This is a genomic window from Nocardioides maradonensis (assembly GCF_054777115.1).
This window is the reverse complement of record NZ_BAAHAZ010000008.1, coordinates 183,624-198,956: the sequence shown is the minus strand read 5'-3', so window position 1 is coordinate 198,956 and position 15,333 is coordinate 183,624. Positions and strand designations below refer to the sequence as shown.

Annotated in this window: 14 protein-coding genes; 6 read left to right on the top strand and 8 right to left on the bottom strand. The window is 72.1% G+C overall.

Going from position 1 to position 15,333, the window contains the following annotated elements; all coding sequences use genetic code 11:
* Nucleotides 1-62: 62 nt before the first annotated feature.
* Nucleotides 63-266 (bottom strand): cold-shock protein, encoded by a 204-nt coding sequence (locus ACYVAQ_RS11750; RefSeq protein WP_460789617.1) that lies wholly within the window; start codon nt 264-266, stop codon nt 63-65.
* A 278-nt stretch (nt 267-544) separates the two neighbouring features.
* Between ACYVAQ_RS11750 and ACYVAQ_RS11745 the strand changes: the two genes are divergently transcribed.
* Together ACYVAQ_RS11745 and ACYVAQ_RS11740 are read left to right on the top strand one after the other, a co-directional pair.
* Nucleotides 545-1,357 (top strand): matrixin family metalloprotease, encoded by an 813-nt coding sequence (locus tag ACYVAQ_RS11745; protein ID WP_460789615.1) that lies wholly within the window; start codon nt 545-547, stop codon nt 1,355-1,357.
* Nucleotides 1,354-1,698 (top strand): DUF2200 domain-containing protein, encoded by a 345-nt coding sequence (locus ACYVAQ_RS11740; protein WP_460789613.1) that lies wholly within the window; start codon nt 1,354-1,356, stop codon nt 1,696-1,698. The genes ACYVAQ_RS11745 and ACYVAQ_RS11740 overlap by 4 nt, the downstream gene beginning before the upstream one ends.
* Nucleotides 1,699-1,724: 26 nt before the next feature.
* On the opposite strand, the gene ACYVAQ_RS11735 is transcribed toward ACYVAQ_RS11740, so the two are convergent.
* The 5 genes from ACYVAQ_RS11735 to ACYVAQ_RS11715 form a co-directional block, all read right to left on the bottom strand.
* Nucleotides 1,725-2,765, bottom strand: coding sequence for an NAD(P)-dependent alcohol dehydrogenase (locus tag ACYVAQ_RS11735; protein WP_460789746.1), 1,041 nt, complete (start codon nt 2,763-2,765; stop codon nt 1,725-1,727).
* 20 nt (nt 2,766-2,785) lie between these two features.
* Nucleotides 2,786-3,235, bottom strand: a complete 450-nt coding sequence (locus ACYVAQ_RS11730; protein WP_460789611.1) for a MerR family transcriptional regulator — start codon at nt 3,233-3,235, stop codon at nt 2,786-2,788.
* 54 nt (nt 3,236-3,289) lie between these two features.
* A complete protein-coding gene (locus ACYVAQ_RS11725) occupies nt 3,290-7,075 on the bottom strand; it encodes an nSTAND1 domain-containing NTPase (protein ID WP_460789609.1) in 3,786 nt (1,261 codons plus the stop codon).
* Between the two features lie 213 nt (nt 7,076-7,288).
* Complete coding sequence (locus ACYVAQ_RS11720; RefSeq protein WP_460789607.1) at nt 7,289-8,116, bottom strand: helix-turn-helix transcriptional regulator; 828 nt, start codon at nt 8,114-8,116, stop codon at nt 7,289-7,291.
* Nucleotides 8,117-8,257: 141 nt separating this feature from the next.
* Nucleotides 8,258-9,166, bottom strand: a complete 909-nt coding sequence (locus tag ACYVAQ_RS11715) for a Gmad2 immunoglobulin-like domain-containing protein (protein WP_460789606.1) — start codon at nt 9,164-9,166, stop codon at nt 8,258-8,260.
* 172 nt (nt 9,167-9,338) lie between these two features.
* Between ACYVAQ_RS11715 and ACYVAQ_RS11710 the strand changes: the two genes are divergently transcribed.
* The 4 genes from ACYVAQ_RS11710 (at nt 9,339) to fdhD (ending at nt 12,253) form a co-directional block, all read left to right on the top strand.
* A complete protein-coding gene (locus ACYVAQ_RS11710) occupies nt 9,339-9,683 on the top strand; it encodes a histidine triad nucleotide-binding protein (protein ID WP_460789604.1) in 345 nt (114 codons plus the stop codon).
* A 61-nt stretch (nt 9,684-9,744) separates the two neighbouring features.
* Nucleotides 9,745-10,845 carry an S-(hydroxymethyl)mycothiol dehydrogenase gene (locus ACYVAQ_RS11705; RefSeq protein ID WP_460789602.1) on the top strand — a complete coding sequence of 367 codons (1,101 nt, stop codon included), beginning with the start codon at nt 9,745-9,747 and terminating at the stop codon, nt 10,843-10,845.
* On the top strand, nt 10,845-11,453 hold the full coding sequence (locus tag ACYVAQ_RS11700) for an MBL fold metallo-hydrolase (RefSeq protein ID WP_460789600.1): 609 nt from the start codon (nt 10,845-10,847) through the stop codon (nt 11,451-11,453). Before ACYVAQ_RS11705 ends, ACYVAQ_RS11700 begins: the two co-directional genes overlap by 1 nt.
* Nucleotides 11,453-12,253 carry a formate dehydrogenase accessory sulfurtransferase FdhD gene (gene fdhD / locus ACYVAQ_RS11695; protein ID WP_460789598.1) on the top strand — a complete coding sequence of 267 codons (801 nt, stop codon included), beginning with the start codon at nt 11,453-11,455 and terminating at the stop codon, nt 12,251-12,253. The genes ACYVAQ_RS11700 and fdhD overlap by 1 nt, the downstream gene beginning before the upstream one ends.
* Nucleotides 12,254-12,818: 565 nt before the next feature.
* On the opposite strand, the gene ACYVAQ_RS11690 is transcribed toward fdhD, so the two are convergent.
* Entirely contained in the window at nt 12,819-14,129 is a 1,311-nt protein-coding gene (locus tag ACYVAQ_RS11690; RefSeq protein ID WP_460789596.1) for a D-arabinono-1,4-lactone oxidase, read from the bottom strand.
* Nucleotides 14,104-15,306, bottom strand: a complete 1,203-nt coding sequence (locus ACYVAQ_RS11685; protein WP_460789593.1) for an MFS transporter — start codon at nt 15,304-15,306, stop codon at nt 14,104-14,106. The genes ACYVAQ_RS11690 and ACYVAQ_RS11685 overlap by 26 nt, the downstream gene beginning before the upstream one ends.
* Nucleotides 15,307-15,333: the final 27 nt, after the last annotated feature.

The window sequence follows — 15,333 nt, the reverse complement described above, 5'->3', positions numbered from 1 at the left end:
GCTCGAAAAAGCAGAGCGGGCCGCGTCCCGGAGGACGCGACCCGCTCAGAGTCGAGCGAAGCTCAGATGGCGTGAACCTTCTCCGCCTGCGGGCCCTTCGGGCCCTGGGTGATGTCGAACTCGACACGCTGGTTCTCGTCGAGGCTCTTGTAGCCGGAGCCCTCGATCGCGGAGAAGTGGACGAACACGTCCGCGCCGCCGCCGTCCTGCTGGATGAAGCCGAAGCCCTTCTCAGCGTTGAACCACTTCACGGTGCCCTGGGTCATTTGGTATTTCCTTTGTTTCGATTCTTGTCACGATCGGGTTTTCCCGACCGGGGAGCTGATACATCCACTCGTGCGCCTGATGTCCAGCAAGAACCGAAAACCAAGACCAATGCGATTGTGATGCGTCCCCTCGCGGGGACCGGATGCCGCGTCTCCACGACGCTGCACCTTTCAACGTGAACCACGCTATCAGCGGATGCCCGTGCCGCGCATTCCCCTGAGTGCAACGATTACGTGAACAACATCCGCATTCCGTCCCGGACGGGCACACTTCTCGCGTGGGAGCTCGGGAGGAACGGCGCGCACGTCGCGAGCTGGAGCGGCGGATGCGGGAGCTCGACCGCCTGGATGCCCAGTTCGGCCTGGGCGCGGACCCGCGTCAGCACCGGGTCCGCCGACGCGCACGCGGCCCGTTCCGCCACCGCTACTGGCGCGAGGTGCTCGCCGGCGCGGTGTGTGCGCTCGTGCTCAGCCTGATGGCCTGGCAGCTCTACAACCTCTGGACGCCCGCCGGCGACGGGACGTACGCCTTCGAGGAGGTCCAGCCCACCACGCACAGCCCGGTCGGCTACGACCCGTGCGGGACGATCCACTACGTCGTGAACCCCGACAACGGCCCCGCCGACTCCCTCGACTTCATCCGGAAGGCGGTGGCGGAGGCGTCGCGGGTCTCCGGCCTCGACTTCCAGTACGACGGAACGACCACCGACCGCGACTTCGGGCGCGACCGCGGGCCGGTGCTGATCGGCTTCGCCGACCCCTCCGAGGTCTCGGACCTCGGAGGCGACGACGTCGTCGGGGTCGGCGGCTCGGTCTCGTACGTCGCTCCCGGCGACCGCCGCCGCTACTTCCACTCCGGGATGGTGGCCCTGAAGCCGAGCTGGTTCGCCGACCAGGACCGGCACCACCACCAGCGCGACGAGCAGGCCGTGGTGATGCACGAGCTGGGTCACGTGCTCGGCCTGGCGCACGTCAAGGACGAGCACGAGCTCATGTACCCCTCGCTGACCCGCACGACGTACGGGCCGGGCGACATCCGCGGCCTCGAGGCGCTCGGCAGCATCCCGTGCGGGCGTAGCTTCTCCCCATGAGCGAGCGCATCTTCGGCACCAGCGTCGCGTCGGTCTACCCGCACTACGTGACCAAGGTCGAGCGGAAGGGGCGGACCCGGGAGGAGCTCGACGCGGTGATCACGTGGCTCACCGGCTTCGACGAGGCGGCGCTGCGTCGGCACCTGGAGCAGGGCACCACCTTCGCGGACTTCTTCGCCGCCGCGACGCTCAACCCGCACGCCGGACTCATCACCGGCTCGGTCTGCGGCGTCCGTGTCGAGGCCGTCGAGGATCCGCTGATGCAGAAGATCCGCTACCTCGACAAGCTCGTCGACGAGCTCGCCAAGGGCCGGCCGATGGCGAAGGTCCTCCGCGCCTGACCAACCCCGGCGCCGGTGGAGTGAGATCAGGCCAGCGTCGACACGTCGATGACGAAGCGGTAGCGCACGTCCGAGGCGAGGACCCGCTCGTAGGCCTCGTTGATCGCCTCGGCGGAGATCACCTCGATCTCGGCGCCCAGGCCGTGCTCGGCGCAGAAGTCGAGCATCTCCTGGGTCTCGGCGATGCCGCCGATGGCCGAGCCGGCGAACGAGCGGCGGCCGCCGATCAGCGAGAAGACGTTGACCGCCAGCGGCTCCGGAGGGGCGCCGACGTTGACCATCGTGCCGTCGACGGCGAGCAGGCCGAGGTAGGCGTTGAGGTCGAGCGGGGCGCTGACCGTGTTGACGATGAGGTCGAAGCGGCCGCGCAGCGTGCGGAAGGTGTCCCGGTCGGAGGTCGCGTAGTAGTCGGTCGCGCCCAGGCGCAGCCCGTCCTCCTGCTTCTTCAGCGACTGCGACAGCACGGTGACCTCGGCCCCCATGGCGGCGGCGAGCTTGACGGCCATGTGGCCGAGCCCGCCGAGGCCGACGACCGCGACCTTCGTGCCGGGGCCGGCGTTCCAGTGCCGCAGCGGGGAGTAGGTGGTGATGCCGGCGCACAGCAGCGGCGCGGCTGCGGCGGGGTCCAGGCCGTCCGGCACCGACACGACGTAGTCGGCGTCCACGACCACGTGGGTGGAGTAGCCGCCCTGGGTGGTGGTGCCGTCGCGGTCGGTGGCGGCGTACGTGCCGACCATGCCGCGGCTGCAGTACTGCTCGTTCCCGGCGCGGCAGCTGTCGCACTCGCGGCACGAGCCGACCATGCAGCCGACGCCGACCCGGTCACCGACCGCGTGCTTCGTGACCGACGTGCCGACGTCGGTGACGACGCCGACGATCTCGTGGCCGGGCACCACCGGGAACGGCTGCGGGCCCCAGTCGCCGCGGACGGTGTGGATGTCGGAGTGGCAGATGCCGGCGTACTCGATCGCGATGAGCACGTCGTTGGCGCCGACGTCGCGGCGCTCGATCGTGGTGGGGGCCAGCGGGGCGCCGGCGGAGGGGGCTGCGTAGGCGTTGACCTGCATGAGACGTCCGTCCTGTCGGTTCATCGGTGGTTCGGCTTGAGGGCATCGGCGAGGCGTGCCGCCTCGGTCCCGATGTGGTCGGCGCGCTCGGTGTCGCCGTCCTGGACCGCGCGCCAGTAGTCGACCTTGAGGGCGACGTAGCGCTGGCGTACGACGAGCTGCTCGGCCTCCTGGCGCAGCCGCTCGGCCTGGGCCTCCAGGAGCGCGACCTGCTCGCCGGCGGCGCCCAGGTCGCGGTTGGCGACGTACTGCTTCATGTCGGCGACCGACAGCCCGGTCGCCGCCATGCAGGCGATGCCCATCAGCTGGTCGAGGTCCTCGTCGTCGTACACCCGGTGGCCGCTGCTCGCGCCGCGGCTGACCGGGGTGATCACGCCGATCGACTCGTAGTAGCGCAACGTGCTCGCCGGGAGCCCGGTGAGCGCCGCGGCCTCCTTGATCGAGTAGGTGCGGTGCGAGGTCGTGGTCACGTCGTCGACGTTAGGAACTTCAAGTACTTGAAGTCAAAGGTGACGTGGCGCACCTCAGCCGCAGGGGTCGGCGTACGCCGCTCCCGGCACGAACTGCTTCCACTCCGCCTCGCTGATCGGGGTGCCGCGCCCGCTGCAGATCAGTGCTCCGGCGGCGTCCGTCCTGGTCACCCAGGCGCCCACCCGACCGGACAGGCCGGCACCGTAGACCGTGCTCGAGTCGGCGCTGAAGGTCGTCTGCGTCGCGGCGGCGCCGAGGTTGTCGAGCGATGCGTACGCCGCTGCACCGTCGCTGCTCACCTGCCAGAGCCACACCCGACCGTCGGAGCTCGGCGTGGCGAGCATGGTGCCGTCCGGGCTCCAGGTGGTCGCGTAGAGCGTGTCGGTCGGGCCCTGCAGTGGTGAGCCGATCTCGGCGGGGTGACTCGGATCGGACACGTCGAAGAGCCGCACCGTGCGGTCGGCACCGCCCGCGGCCAGGCGGGTGCCGTCCGGGCTGAACCCGACCGCGTAGACGGCGTTGTCGAAGCCGTCGATGGTCGCGAGCTGCTGGTCGCTCTCGAGCGAGTACAGGTGCACCTGGTCGTCGGCACCACCGACGGCGAGCACCGAGTCGTCGGGGCTGAACGAGGCGCCGATGGCCAGGCCCTTGATCAGGAAGCGGTGTTGGAGGCGCGGTCGGTCGCCGCTCATGTCGTAGACCGCGGCGCTGCCGTCGTCGGACGTGATCGCGAGGTGCTTGCCGTCCGTGCTGAACATCGAGTTCTCCACCAGCTGGGTCGTGGCCGGGAGCAGCATCGGATGCGTGGGCGGGGTCGTGCCGAGGCGCCAGACGGCGATCGCGCCGGAGGCCGTGCCGTCGACGAGCCACCTGCCGTCCGGCGACACCCCGCCCGCCCCGTCGAGGACTCCGGCGCTCGCCGGTGCGGTGTACGTCGGACCGACGGTCCGCAGCGACAGCGGGTCGTGCGCGTCGAGGACCCGCACGGTCGGGTCGGCAGCACCGACGCCGACGTACAGGCGCTTGTCGGCGAGGGTGAGCGACCAGATGCCGTCGGCGTACGGCGTGGGCTGCGGTCCGGTCGTCGGCCAGATCCGCGTCACGCCGTCGACGCCGGCCGCGACCAGTGCGCGGTCGTCGTGGGTGTAGCCCACGCGCGTGACGTTGGACGGGGTGGCGTGGGTGGACACGAGGGCCCAGTCGGAGGTACGCCAGGTCTGGATCAGGTCACCGGAGGCGCCGGCGGTGAGCAGGCGGCCGTCGTGGCTGAAGGCGACCGCGTTGACCCACGAGCTGAAGCCGCCCGTCAGCTGGGCGAGGCGGCGTGGGTGGGCGGTGGTGGTCCACACCCGGACGGTCTTGTCCTTCGCGGCGGCAGCGACCTGCGCACCGCTGGGGGAGAAGGCCACCGCGAAGACGTAGTCGGAGCTGATGCCGACCCGGAGCGTGGCGGTCAGCGAGAGCCCACGAGGGGTCTGCCGCCACAGCCGCATGGCGCCGTCGGCGCTGCCGGTGGCGACCTGACCGGTGCGGCTCACCGCCACCGACTGGACGGCGCCGTCGAACCCGGCCGTGGTGCCGGTCGCGCGGAGGTGCCGGCCGTCCCACGAGTAGCGGCGGACGACCCCGTCGGAGGAGGCGGCGTACAGCGTGTGCCCGCTCCAGGCCAGGTCGTAGGCGCTGACCTTGTCGCCGAAGGTCGTCCTCCCGAGGATCCGGGGGTGGGCGAGGTCGGTGACGTCGAGGACGCCGACCACGCCGGTCGCACCGCCGTACGCGAACTGCTTGCCGTCGGCGGACCACGCGCCCGCGAACAGCCCGCTCGTCGAGACGGTGGTCGAGCTGGCCAGGGTGGGCGCCGCTGTGGCGGACGTGGCGTACAGGTAGACCTTGCCGTCAGCCCCGATCGTGGCGATCGCCCGGCCGTCGGGCGACGCGTCGGCGTGCGTCGCGCCGGCCGGTCCGACGAGGCGGGTGGACAGCGGTTGGCCGGTCACGTCGAGCAGGGCGCTGCGCGCCTCGACCGACGGGAACACGCGGTAGCCCGCGAGGGCGAGCTGGGCGGCGAGCGCGGGGTCGGTCTCGGCGAGCTTGCTCGCCTGCACTGCGATCTGCCGGGACAGCGCCTGGTCGCGCTGGGTCTCGGCCGCCGTGCGCTCGTGCGCGAGGGTCCGGCTCGCGGCGATCAGGTAGCCCGCGGTCACCGTCGCGACCACGGACAGGACCACCGCCACGGCGAAGAGGGTGTTCATGACCCGCCGACGGCGGCGCTCGCGATCGAGGCCGAGCTGCTCCTGCGCGCGGCTGAGCGCGAGGAACTGCTGGTCGCCCTCCGACAGGCGTACGGCGGAGGCGGGGTCGGTCAGCCGGCCGGCGATCTCCAGCAGCGGCCCGCGCAGCAGGGCGGACTCGTGCCGGCCGTCCTCCTGCCAGACGGTGGCGGCGTCGCTGATCCGGCGGCGCAGCCGCAGGTCGTTGCGGTTCTCGTCGATCCAGGACCGCAGCCGGCTCCACGCCGTCAGCAGGATCTCGTGGCTGACCTCGAGCGAGTGCTCGGTCGTGGTGAGGATGCGGGCGTTGACCAGTGCGCCGATCGCCTCGACGCCGCTGTCGTCGTCGGTGTCGGGGAGCTCGCGGTGGCTGATCCGGCGCCGGGTCGCCAGGCCGTCCTCGTCGACGGTCACGAGCAGGCCGAACAGGTCGCGCACGTAGGTCTGCTGGGTCGGGCTGAGCCCGTCGTACGTCTGCTCGGCGGTGCGCTGGACCGCCTGCCGCACGCCGCCCACGGCGACGTAGTCGGCCACCGTCAGCGTCGAGCGCGCGGACCGCTCCCACGCCGTGAGCAGCACGTGCGAGAGGAGCGGCAGGACCGCGACCTCGTAGCTGTCCCGGTCGTCGCGGCGGGCCAGGTCGTCCAGGATGACCTCGACGAGCTCGTCCGCCACGGTGCACCCCGCGGCGCGGGCAGGCTCGGTGATCGCCCGCCCCAGCGCGTCCTTGCCCATCGCCCCGACCAGAAGCTGCCGGTCGCGCGCGAGCTCGAGGAGGACGGGGTCGGCGATGCAGCGGTCGAAGAAGTCGGCCCGCAGCACGGTCACCACGACGATGCCGCCGGCCCGCGCGGCGGCGTCGATGCGGCTGACCAGCTGCTGTCGCTCGGTGTCGCTGACCCGGTTGTCGAAGATCTCCTCGAACTGGTCGATGACCACGACGGCCTCGTCGGCGCCGGGCGGCAGCTGCGCGAGCGCCCCCTCGAACGCCGCCAGCGGCTCGGCGCCGGGCTGGCAGAGCGCCCACGGGAGCCCGCGCGCGGCCAGGTCGGCGAGCAGGCCGGCGCGGACCAGGGACGACTTGCCCGAGCCGGAGGCACCGACTACGGCCAGGAAGCCCACGTCGTGGTGCGCGAGTGCGTCGACGCGCCCCGCGAGCTCGGCCACCAGGTCCTCGCGTCCGAAGTAGCGGGCCGCGTCCTCGACCTGGAACGCCCGCAGCCCGAGGTACGGCGCCGCGACGGCTCCGGTGCGGGGCGCCCGCCCGGAGCGCACCCGCTGGAAGGCGTCGCGCCACGCGTCGAGGTCCTCGTCGAGGCCGAGCGTGACGAGCAGGTCCCGCATCGCCTCCCACTGGGTGAGCTGGGGGAGGTTGCGGCCGCTGAAGTACCCGCCGAGGGTGGCCGTGGGGATCGAGGTGCTCCGGCTGACCTCGCGGATGGTCAGACCGGCACGGACCCGCGCCTCGGTCAGCGCCGCGGCGAAGTCGGCGCGGGTCGTCAGGGAGCGCGGGTCCGGCGGGTCGGGTCGGCCGGCGGGGGTGGATGCAGCGGCGTTGGGGGACGTCACAGCCGGTGAGGCTAGGGGTTGCGTGGCCCTGGCGTCCGCTGTCTCAGGTCAAGTTTTCCGCCGCGTGCGGGCCGCTCTCGGCATTGTTTGTCGACCGCGGACCGAAACGGCCGCGGCCGACAAACAACGCGCTGTCCGGAGTCCCCCCACATGACCCCGGACCGCTCCGTGCGCCGAGTGGCGTCCGGAGCGCGTCGAGACGGGCTCAGCCCGTCACCACGTCCACCGCACCCCGTGGACCAGCGCGATCGCGGCGCCGGGGAACCTGACGGTGACGTCGTGATCCACCTCGACCGGTCGATAGCGGACCATCGCCTCGGGGGCGTCGAGCAGAGCGCGGTCGGCCACCGGCCCGAAGCTCTCGACGCCGGTCGGGAGCGCCCCTCGGAACCGCAGCCGGATCTCGGCCTCGGTGGTCGTCGACTCCGGGACGAGCAGGGCCGTCGTGGTGGTCCCGCCGTGCACCCGGCTGCGGGTGGTGAACTCGTGGGTCTCGCCGCGCTGCAGCGGCGACGCGAAGGCGATGTGGCACAGCACGGTCGTGCCGGCGGGGTCGGCGACCAGGTCGGTGGCACGCAGCTCGCCCCCGGCCGTGACCTCGTGCTCGGCCTCGAAGCCGGGACCGGTGATGAAGCGGGCGACGTACCCGGTCACGCCGGAGCTGGTCGCCCGGATCCGCCGGGACTCCACGACCTCGGCGGAGCCCGGACCGCCGTCGACGACGTACGTCGTCCGGAGCTGCTCGACGACCGCGCGCCCACCCAGCGGTCCGAGAGTGGTGCGTTGCGGATCGCGTCCCGCGGTGACGTGGCGGGCGAGCCTCTCCCGGGCGTGCCCGAACGGCTCGCTGAGCGCGGAGCCCCACTCCGGGAACCGTCCGCTGACGGCGCGGAAGAAGCGCACCGAGGGCACCTCGCGCCCGGCCTCGATGTTGGCGAGCGTGGACCGCGCGAACTCACCGTCGAGGGCCTTGATCAGGCCCTCCTGCGTGAGCCCCGCGGAGTGCCGGAGCTGGCGCAGCGCCGGAGCGAACTCGCCCATCCCAGTCTCCTCACCTCGGCGGTCCCGTCGAGGCAGACTCTGGTGGGCGGCAGGGCCCCTGACCAGCGTGTTTGTCGGTTCTCGTACAACTCCGTACAAACATTCACGCTCCCGCGCGGTGCGCGGGAGCGTGAAGGCAGGTCAGCTGATGGAGAAGGTCTTGGTGTCAGTGACCGCTCCGCCGCCCTCGCCGCCCGACGGGTCGTCGGTGCTGGCGGTGAAGGTGTAGGTCCCCGGGCTCAGCTTGGACAGGTCGACGGTCACCTTCCACGGCCAGAGGTGGTTCATCCAGCCCTTGGTCATGGTGCTGTTCGTCATCAGCGTCTTGCCGGAGGAGTCGGTGATCTTCCAGGCGACCGTCGCCTCGAACGAGCTGCCGACGCCCGTGAACGTGGTCGTCGTCGCGGACAGGGTCGTGCCGTCGGCGGGGGAGAGAACGCTCATCAGCGCGAGGGTCCGCAGCTGTGGGCCGGGCTTGGCGAGCGACGGCTGGCCGAGGTAGGTGCTCGGCTTGCCGTGGAGGGTGAACCGGACCGGGAGCGGCTTCGCGGCCGTGCCGTTGATCGCGTTCGCCGAGTAGACGATCTGCTGCACCGCCTGCTTGGCCTCCGCCGCCGGGACGGCGTTGAGCGGCCCCGCGAAGGCGCTGCCGTGGACCTCGATCGTGATCTGCGTCGGCGAGGCCTTGCCGCTGAGCAGGCTGTCTGCCGGCACCAGGTTGCGGTAGTCCGGGTCGACGGGGGCGGCACGCTGGATGTCGACCAGGCTGGAGACGCCGGTGTGCTGCTCGGCGGTGATCCGCTCACCGAGCGGGGTCTTCACGGCGAAGTACAGCAGCGTCGGGGTGGCGGCCGCGGGATCGCTCGTCGCGGTCGCGGCCGACGAGGTGGTGGACGACGCCGCGACCGGTGTGGTCGGGGTCGTGGCGGTGGTCGCCGGCGTCGTACCGCCGTCGCCGGCGGTGGTGTCGTTGCTGCCGCAGCCGGCCACCAGCGCGAGGCCCACGAGGGCTGCGGCGGCGGGCACGGTACGGCGGAGCGGGCTGGTCATGGGGGGTCCTCCCTGGATCGTTCGCGGCCCGAGCACCGCGTGCCTGTTGGACGCGCGGATCAGCCGGGAAGTTGCGGCGACAGCGGGCTGTCGTATCTGCACCAAGTTAGTGGTCGATCGTCGTTCGGCAGGGGGTTGACGTCGGCGTGCCGGGTTCTGAAAGGCTCGGTCCGTGACCGACGCATGCCTGTTCTGCAAGATCGTCGCCGGGGAGATCCCCGCCGAGATCGTCCACGAGTCCGAGACCACGATCGCCTTCCGCGACCTCAACCCGCAGGCCCCGACGCACGTGCTGGTGATCCCGCGCAGCCACTACCCGAACGCGGCGGCGCTTGCCGAGGGTGAGCCCGCCACCGCGGCCCACCTGTTCGACTCCGCGAAGGCGGTGGCGGAGAAGGAGGGCCTCGACAACGGCTACCGCCTGGTCCTCAACACGGGCGCGGACGCCCAGCAGACGGTGTTCCACGTGCACATGCACGTGCTGGGCGGGCGTCCGTTCGGGTGGCCTCCGGGCTGACCGGCGCCGGCTTGGTGTCACCGGCCTAGTGTCGTCAGCAGGAAACCCCCAGGAGGTAGCAGTGCAGCAGGTGAAGGCGGTCGTCGCGCGGAGCAAGGGTGCGCCGGTCGAGCTGGTCACGATCAACGTGCCGGCGCCGGGTCCGGGCGAGGCGGTCGTGAAGGTGCTGACCTGCGGGGTGTGCCACACCGACCTGCACTACCGGGAGGGCGGCATCAACGACGACTTCCCGTTCCTGCTGGGCCACGAGGCCTCCGGTGTGGTCGAGGCGGTCGGGCCGGACGTCACGTCCGTGGCGCCCGGCGACTTCGTGGTCCTCAACTGGCGGGCGGTCTGCGGCGACTGCCGGGCCTGCCGGCGCGGCGAGCCGCAGTACTGCTTCGCCGCGCACAACGCGACCCAGAGGATGACGCTGGAGGACGGCACCGAGCTGTCACCGGCGCTCGGGATCGGCGCCTTCGCGGAGAAGACGCTCGTCGCGGCGGGCCAGTGCACGAAGGTCGACCCCTCGGCCCGACCCGCGGCGGTGGGCCTGCTCGGGTGCGGCGTGATGGCCGGCATCGGCGCCGCGATCAACACCGGCGCGGTGGGCCGCGGGAGGTCGATCGCGGTCATCGGCTGCGGTGGTGTGGGGGTGGCCGCGATCGCGGGTGCCCGGCTGGCCGGGGCGAGCCCGATCATCGCGGTCGACATCGACGCCAAGAAGCTGGCCAAGGCCGCGGAGATGGGCGCCACGCACACCGTGGACTCCTCCCAGGTCGACCCGGTGGAGGAGATCAAGCGGATCTGTGGCGAGGTCTACGCCGGTGCCGAGGGCGCGGACGTGGTCGTCGAGGCGGTCGGCCGTCCGGAGACCTGGAAGCAGGCCTTCTACGCCCGGGACCTGGCCGGCACCGTGGTGCTGGTCGGCGTACCGACCCCGGACATGAAGGTCCCCGACATCCCGCTGATCGACGTGTTCGGCCGCGGCGGGGCGCTGAAGTCGAGCTGGTACGGCGACTGCCTGCCGAGCCGCGACTTCCCGATGCTGGTCGACCTCTACCAGCAGGGCCGGCTGGACCTGGATGCGTTCGTCACCGAGGAGATCGGGATCGGCGACATCGAGGCCGCCTTCGAGCGGATGCACCACGGCGACGTGCTGCGATCGGTGGTCGTGCTCTGATGTCCGCGCGGGTCGACCACGCGGTCACGTCGGGGACCTTCAGCCTCGACGGGGAGACCTTCGAGGTGGACAACAACGTCTGGGTCGTGGGCGACGACGCCGAGTGCGTCGTCATCGACGCCCCGCACTCGGTCGAGGACATCCTCGCGGTCGTGGGGGAGCGGAAGGTGCGGGCGATCGTCTGCACCCACGCCCACGACGACCACGTCCTGGTCGCGCCCGCGCTGCGGGAGGCGGTGGTCGCACCGATCCTGCTGCACCCCGACGACAAGCCGCTGTGGGATCTCACCCACACCGACCACCTGTGGGACGTCGACCTGACCGACGGCCAGGTCCTCACCGTCGCCGGCACGACCCTCGAGGTGCTGCACACGCCCGGGCACGCGCCCGGAGCCGTCTGCCTGTACGCCGCCGACCTCGGCTGCGTCTTCGCCGGCGACACCCTGTTCCAGGGCGGGCCGGGGGCGACCGGGCGGTCGTTCAGCTCACGTCCGGTGCTCGAGGAGTCGATCCGCGAGCGCCTGTTCGCCCTGCCCGACGACACCGTGGTCCACACCGGCCACGGCGCCGACACCACGATCGGCGCCGAGCGCGCCACCCTCGGCTGATGGGCAGGGTCACGGCCCGGCGGCCGGTCGTCAGGATCACCCCGAACGGGCAGGTACGCCGCCCCGACTCGCTCGCCGTCGAGGAGCCGCTCGAGATCCGGGTCGACGGATCGGCGTACTCCATCACGATGCGGACCCCTGGCGCCGACGTGGACCTGGCCCACGGGTTCCTGTCGGCCGAGGGCGTCATCTCCGGCCCCGAGGACGTGGTGCTCGCCAAGCACTGCACCGACAGCGACCTCAACGTCCTCGAGGTGACGCTGCGTGCGGGCGTCTGCCGGCCGGTCGAGCGGCGCAACCTGCCGATCACCAGCGCCTGCGGGGTGTGCGGCAAGGAATCGATCGCCGACGTGGAGCAGAAGGCCCGCTGGCCCCTGCCGCCCGTCGAGCCGATGGTGGACGCGGAGATGATCTCGTCGCTGCCCGACCGGCTCCGTGCCGAGCAGCGGGTCTTCGACCGCACCGGCGGCCTGCACGCGGCCGGCCTGTTCACCGCCTCCGGCGAGCTGCTCGTGCTGCGCGAGGACGTGGGCCGCCACAACGCCGTCGACAAGGCGATCGGCTGGGCCCTGCGCGAGGGCCGGCTCCCGCTCTCGTCGGCGATCCTGATGGTGTCGGGGCGTGCCTCCTTCGAGCTGGTCCAGAAGGCCGTGCTGGCCGGCATCCCGATGCTCGTCGCCGTCTCGGCGCCCTCGTCCCTGGCCGTCGACCTGGCCGCCGACAGCGGCCTGACCCTGGCCGGCTTCGTCCGCAACGGTTCGATGAATCTCTACAGCCACCCGGAGCGGGTCACGCTCTGACGAGCGGCGCTGTCGCGGGATGCGGGGCAACCGTCATGAGGCCCGTCGGTGTTCTGCCGGGTTGGTGAAGGCGTGGCGGGGTTGGTCGGTCCGGGCCGCGGCGGCCACCTGCGGCTCCCGAGGCTCTACCGTCGGGGCGAGAGTGGGGTCCCCGCCCGGCAAAGCAGTTCCTGTTTGCTTCTCGACTGCGCTGCGTTTGCCGGGCACCCCAATCGCCCCGACGGCAGACCTCGTCCACCGCAGGTGTCCGCCGCACCCCGGAACGGGGTGGATGTTGCTGCGCGGCCGGCCCCGCGATCAGCGATTCGGCCGCAGGACGTCAGTCGTTCTTCTTCACCGACCCGAGCGGGGTGGGGGTGGCGCCGGGCGCGGACGAGGTCTGCCTGCCGGGGCGATTGGGGTGCCCGGCAAACGTGCAGGAGTCAGCGACTCAGAAGAAATGCCTTGCCGGGCGGGGACCCCACTCTCGCCCCGGCAGGCAGAGCCTCGGGAGCGTCCGGTGACACCCCCACCCCGCACACCAACCCCGCGACGACTTCACCGACCCCGCAGCGGAGCCGAGCCCTCAGCCCAACACCCTCCGCAGGTACGCGTTGGTGAGAACACGATCGGGATCCAGCCGGTCCCGCAGCGCGACGAAGTCGCCGAACCGCGGGTAGAGCGCGGCGAGGTCCGAGGCGCCCAGGGTGTGCAGCTTGCCCCAGTGGGGGCGGCCCTCGTGCTCCGTGAGGACCTCCTCGATCACCGAGAAGTACGCCGAGTGGTCCGCGTCGCGGTGGGTGTGGAAGGCGAGGTAGAACGAGTCCCGCCGGTACGCCGTCGACAGGGGCACCTCGTCGGCGGGAGCGACCCGGATCTCGACCGGGAAGGACACCTTCAACCCGGACTTCTCGAAGGCGCGGCGGCACTCGGCCAGCACCGACAGGCCGGCAGCGCGCGGAACGGCGTACTCCATCTCGCGGAAGACGACACGGCGCTCGGTGGTGAAGACGCGGTGCGCGACGTCGACGTACGTCCGTGGGCCGAGGAGCCGCGCGGCGAACCGGTTGGCCGCCGGGATCGCGGGCGGCACCCGGTTGAGGCCGGCGGTCTGCAGGCCGAAGACGGTGTTGGACAGGAAGTCGTCGTCGAGCCAGGATCGCCACCTCGGCAACGGCCGAGCCAGGGACAGATCGGTGCCGAGCCGCGTGTTGCGCTTGGTGAGCATCCGGTCCGTGTGCGGGAACCAGTACATGTCGACGTGGTCCGCGCCGGCCACCATGTCGTCGAAGGACGCCAGCGCGTCGGACCAGGACATCGGCCGCTCCTCGGCGCGGAGCAGGAACAGCGGCTCGACCGCGAAGGTGATCGTGGTGATCACTCCCAGCGCGCCGAGCCCGACCCGTGCGAGGTCGAGCACGTCCGGGTTCTCGGCGGCCGACGCCCGCAGCAGCTCGCCGGTCCCGGTCACCAGCTCCAGCCCGACCACCTGTGCGGCGAGGCCCGATGCCCGGCCGCCGGTCCCGTGCGTGCCGGTCGAGATCGCGCCGGCCAGGGTCTGCTCGGCGATGTCGCCCATGTTGTGCAGGCTCAGCCCGAGACCCTCGAGCGCGGCGTTGAAGACCTTGAGCGGAGTGCCGGCCAACGCGGTGACCGTCATGGCATCGCGGTCGACGGCCACGATCCCGGTGAGCCCGGCGGGCCGCAGCAGGGTGTGCTCCGGCCGCGCGATCCCGGTGAAGCTGTGCCCGGTGCCGGGCATCTTCACGGTCTCGCCGGCGGCACGCGCACGCACCACCTCGGCGGCGACGTCGTCGGCGGTCCCCGGAGTCACGACCCGCAGGCCTGCTGTCTCCTCGAGCCCCGACCAGTTACGCCAGCTCTGCGACCCGCTCATGGTCCGAGACGTTAGTCGGCATCCGCACGGCCAGCGCGGCCAGGAGCGCGACGACGCTGCCCCCCACGCTGACGAGGTACGCCGTCGACGCACCGTGCGCGTCGATGACGACCCCGGCGAGCGCGGCCCCGGGCGCGATGCCGAGCGCGAGCCCGGTGTTGAGGAACGCCATGCCCTCGGTCATCCGGCTCTGCGGGAGCGCCTGCTTGGCCAGCGACATGGCCGCGATCATCGTGGGGGAGATCGCGAGGCCCCCGACGAGCATCGCGACGACCATCCACCCGATCGATGGGATCCACACCAGCGGCACCGACGCCAGGGACATCCCGAGCGCTCCGACCCAGAGCATCGTGCGCTGGTCGACCCGTCCGGCGTACGCACCGGAGACCAGGCCGGCCACCAGGCTGCCGAACGACCAGCAGGCGAGCAGCAGCCCGGCCGCCGACGCGTGCCCGTGCTCCTGGGCGAACGCGACGGTGACGACCTCGGCCGCCCCGAACAGCACCCCGAGGGCGCAGGTCTGCACGGTGAGCGCCCCGATCGCTCCCCAGGGAATCGGCGCACGGGCACCGCTCGCGCCGGCTCGCGGGTGCGCGGGCGGCTCGCTCGATCGCAGGCCCGCGAAGACGTAGGTGCCGCCGAGGCCGGTCGCGAGCGCCGCGACCAGCCCGGCGACGGGTGCGAGGCCGGTCGCGAGGAGGGTCACCGCCACCGGGCCGACCATGAAGACCACCTCGTCGAAGACCGCCTCGAGCGAGAACGCGGTGTGCAGCGCGGCCTCGTCGCCGGCGAGCACGTGCGCCCACCGCGCGCGGGAGCAGGTGCCGACCGACGGGAGGGCGGCGCCCGACACGGCCGCGAGCACGTACGCCGTCCACCGCGGCCAACCGGCCTCGAGGCTCGCCATCGCGCCGGCCAGGCCGATGCCCCAGACCGTGATGGCCACGCGCAGCACGACGCCCTGGCCGAGCCGGTCCATCAGCCGCCCCTGCGGGATGGCGAAGACGGCAGCGGCGATCATGGCCGTGGCCGAGAGCGAGCCGGCGACCGTGTACGAGCCGGTCGCGTTCTGCGCGAGCAGCACGATCCCGAGCCCGACCATCGAAATGGGGAGCCGGCCGATCAGGCCGGCGAGGCTGAACCACACCGTCGCGCGGGTGAAGATGCGGCGGTACATCGCCGTGCTCCTGTCCTCCCTACGATG

What these genes read in the sequence shown, in the direction of transcription:
- ACYVAQ_RS11685 (WP_460789593.1), bottom strand. Translation starts at nt 15,306, where the DNA reads ATGTACCGCCGCATCTTCACCCGCGCGACGGTGTGGTTCAGCCTCGCC.
- ACYVAQ_RS11735 (WP_460789746.1), bottom strand. Translation starts at nt 2,765, where the DNA reads ATGCAGGTCAACGCCTACGCAGCCCCCTCCGCCGGCGCCCCGCTGGCC.
- ACYVAQ_RS11720 (WP_460789607.1), bottom strand. Translation starts at nt 8,116, where the DNA reads ATGGGCGAGTTCGCTCCGGCGCTGCGCCAGCTCCGGCACTCCGCGGGG.
- ACYVAQ_RS11740 (WP_460789613.1), top strand. Translation starts at nt 1,354, where the DNA reads ATGAGCGAGCGCATCTTCGGCACCAGCGTCGCGTCGGTCTACCCGCAC.
- fdhD (WP_460789598.1), top strand. Translation starts at nt 11,453, where the DNA reads ATGGGCAGGGTCACGGCCCGGCGGCCGGTCGTCAGGATCACCCCGAAC.
- ACYVAQ_RS11715 (WP_460789606.1), bottom strand. Translation starts at nt 9,166, where the DNA reads ATGACCAGCCCGCTCCGCCGTACCGTGCCCGCCGCCGCAGCCCTCGTG.
- ACYVAQ_RS11700 (WP_460789600.1), top strand. Translation starts at nt 10,845, where the DNA reads ATGTCCGCGCGGGTCGACCACGCGGTCACGTCGGGGACCTTCAGCCTC.
- ACYVAQ_RS11750 (WP_460789617.1), bottom strand. Translation starts at nt 266, where the DNA reads ATGACCCAGGGCACCGTGAAGTGGTTCAACGCTGAGAAGGGCTTCGGC.
- ACYVAQ_RS11690 (WP_460789596.1), bottom strand. Translation starts at nt 14,129, where the DNA reads ATGAGCGGGTCGCAGAGCTGGCGTAACTGGTCGGGGCTCGAGGAGACA.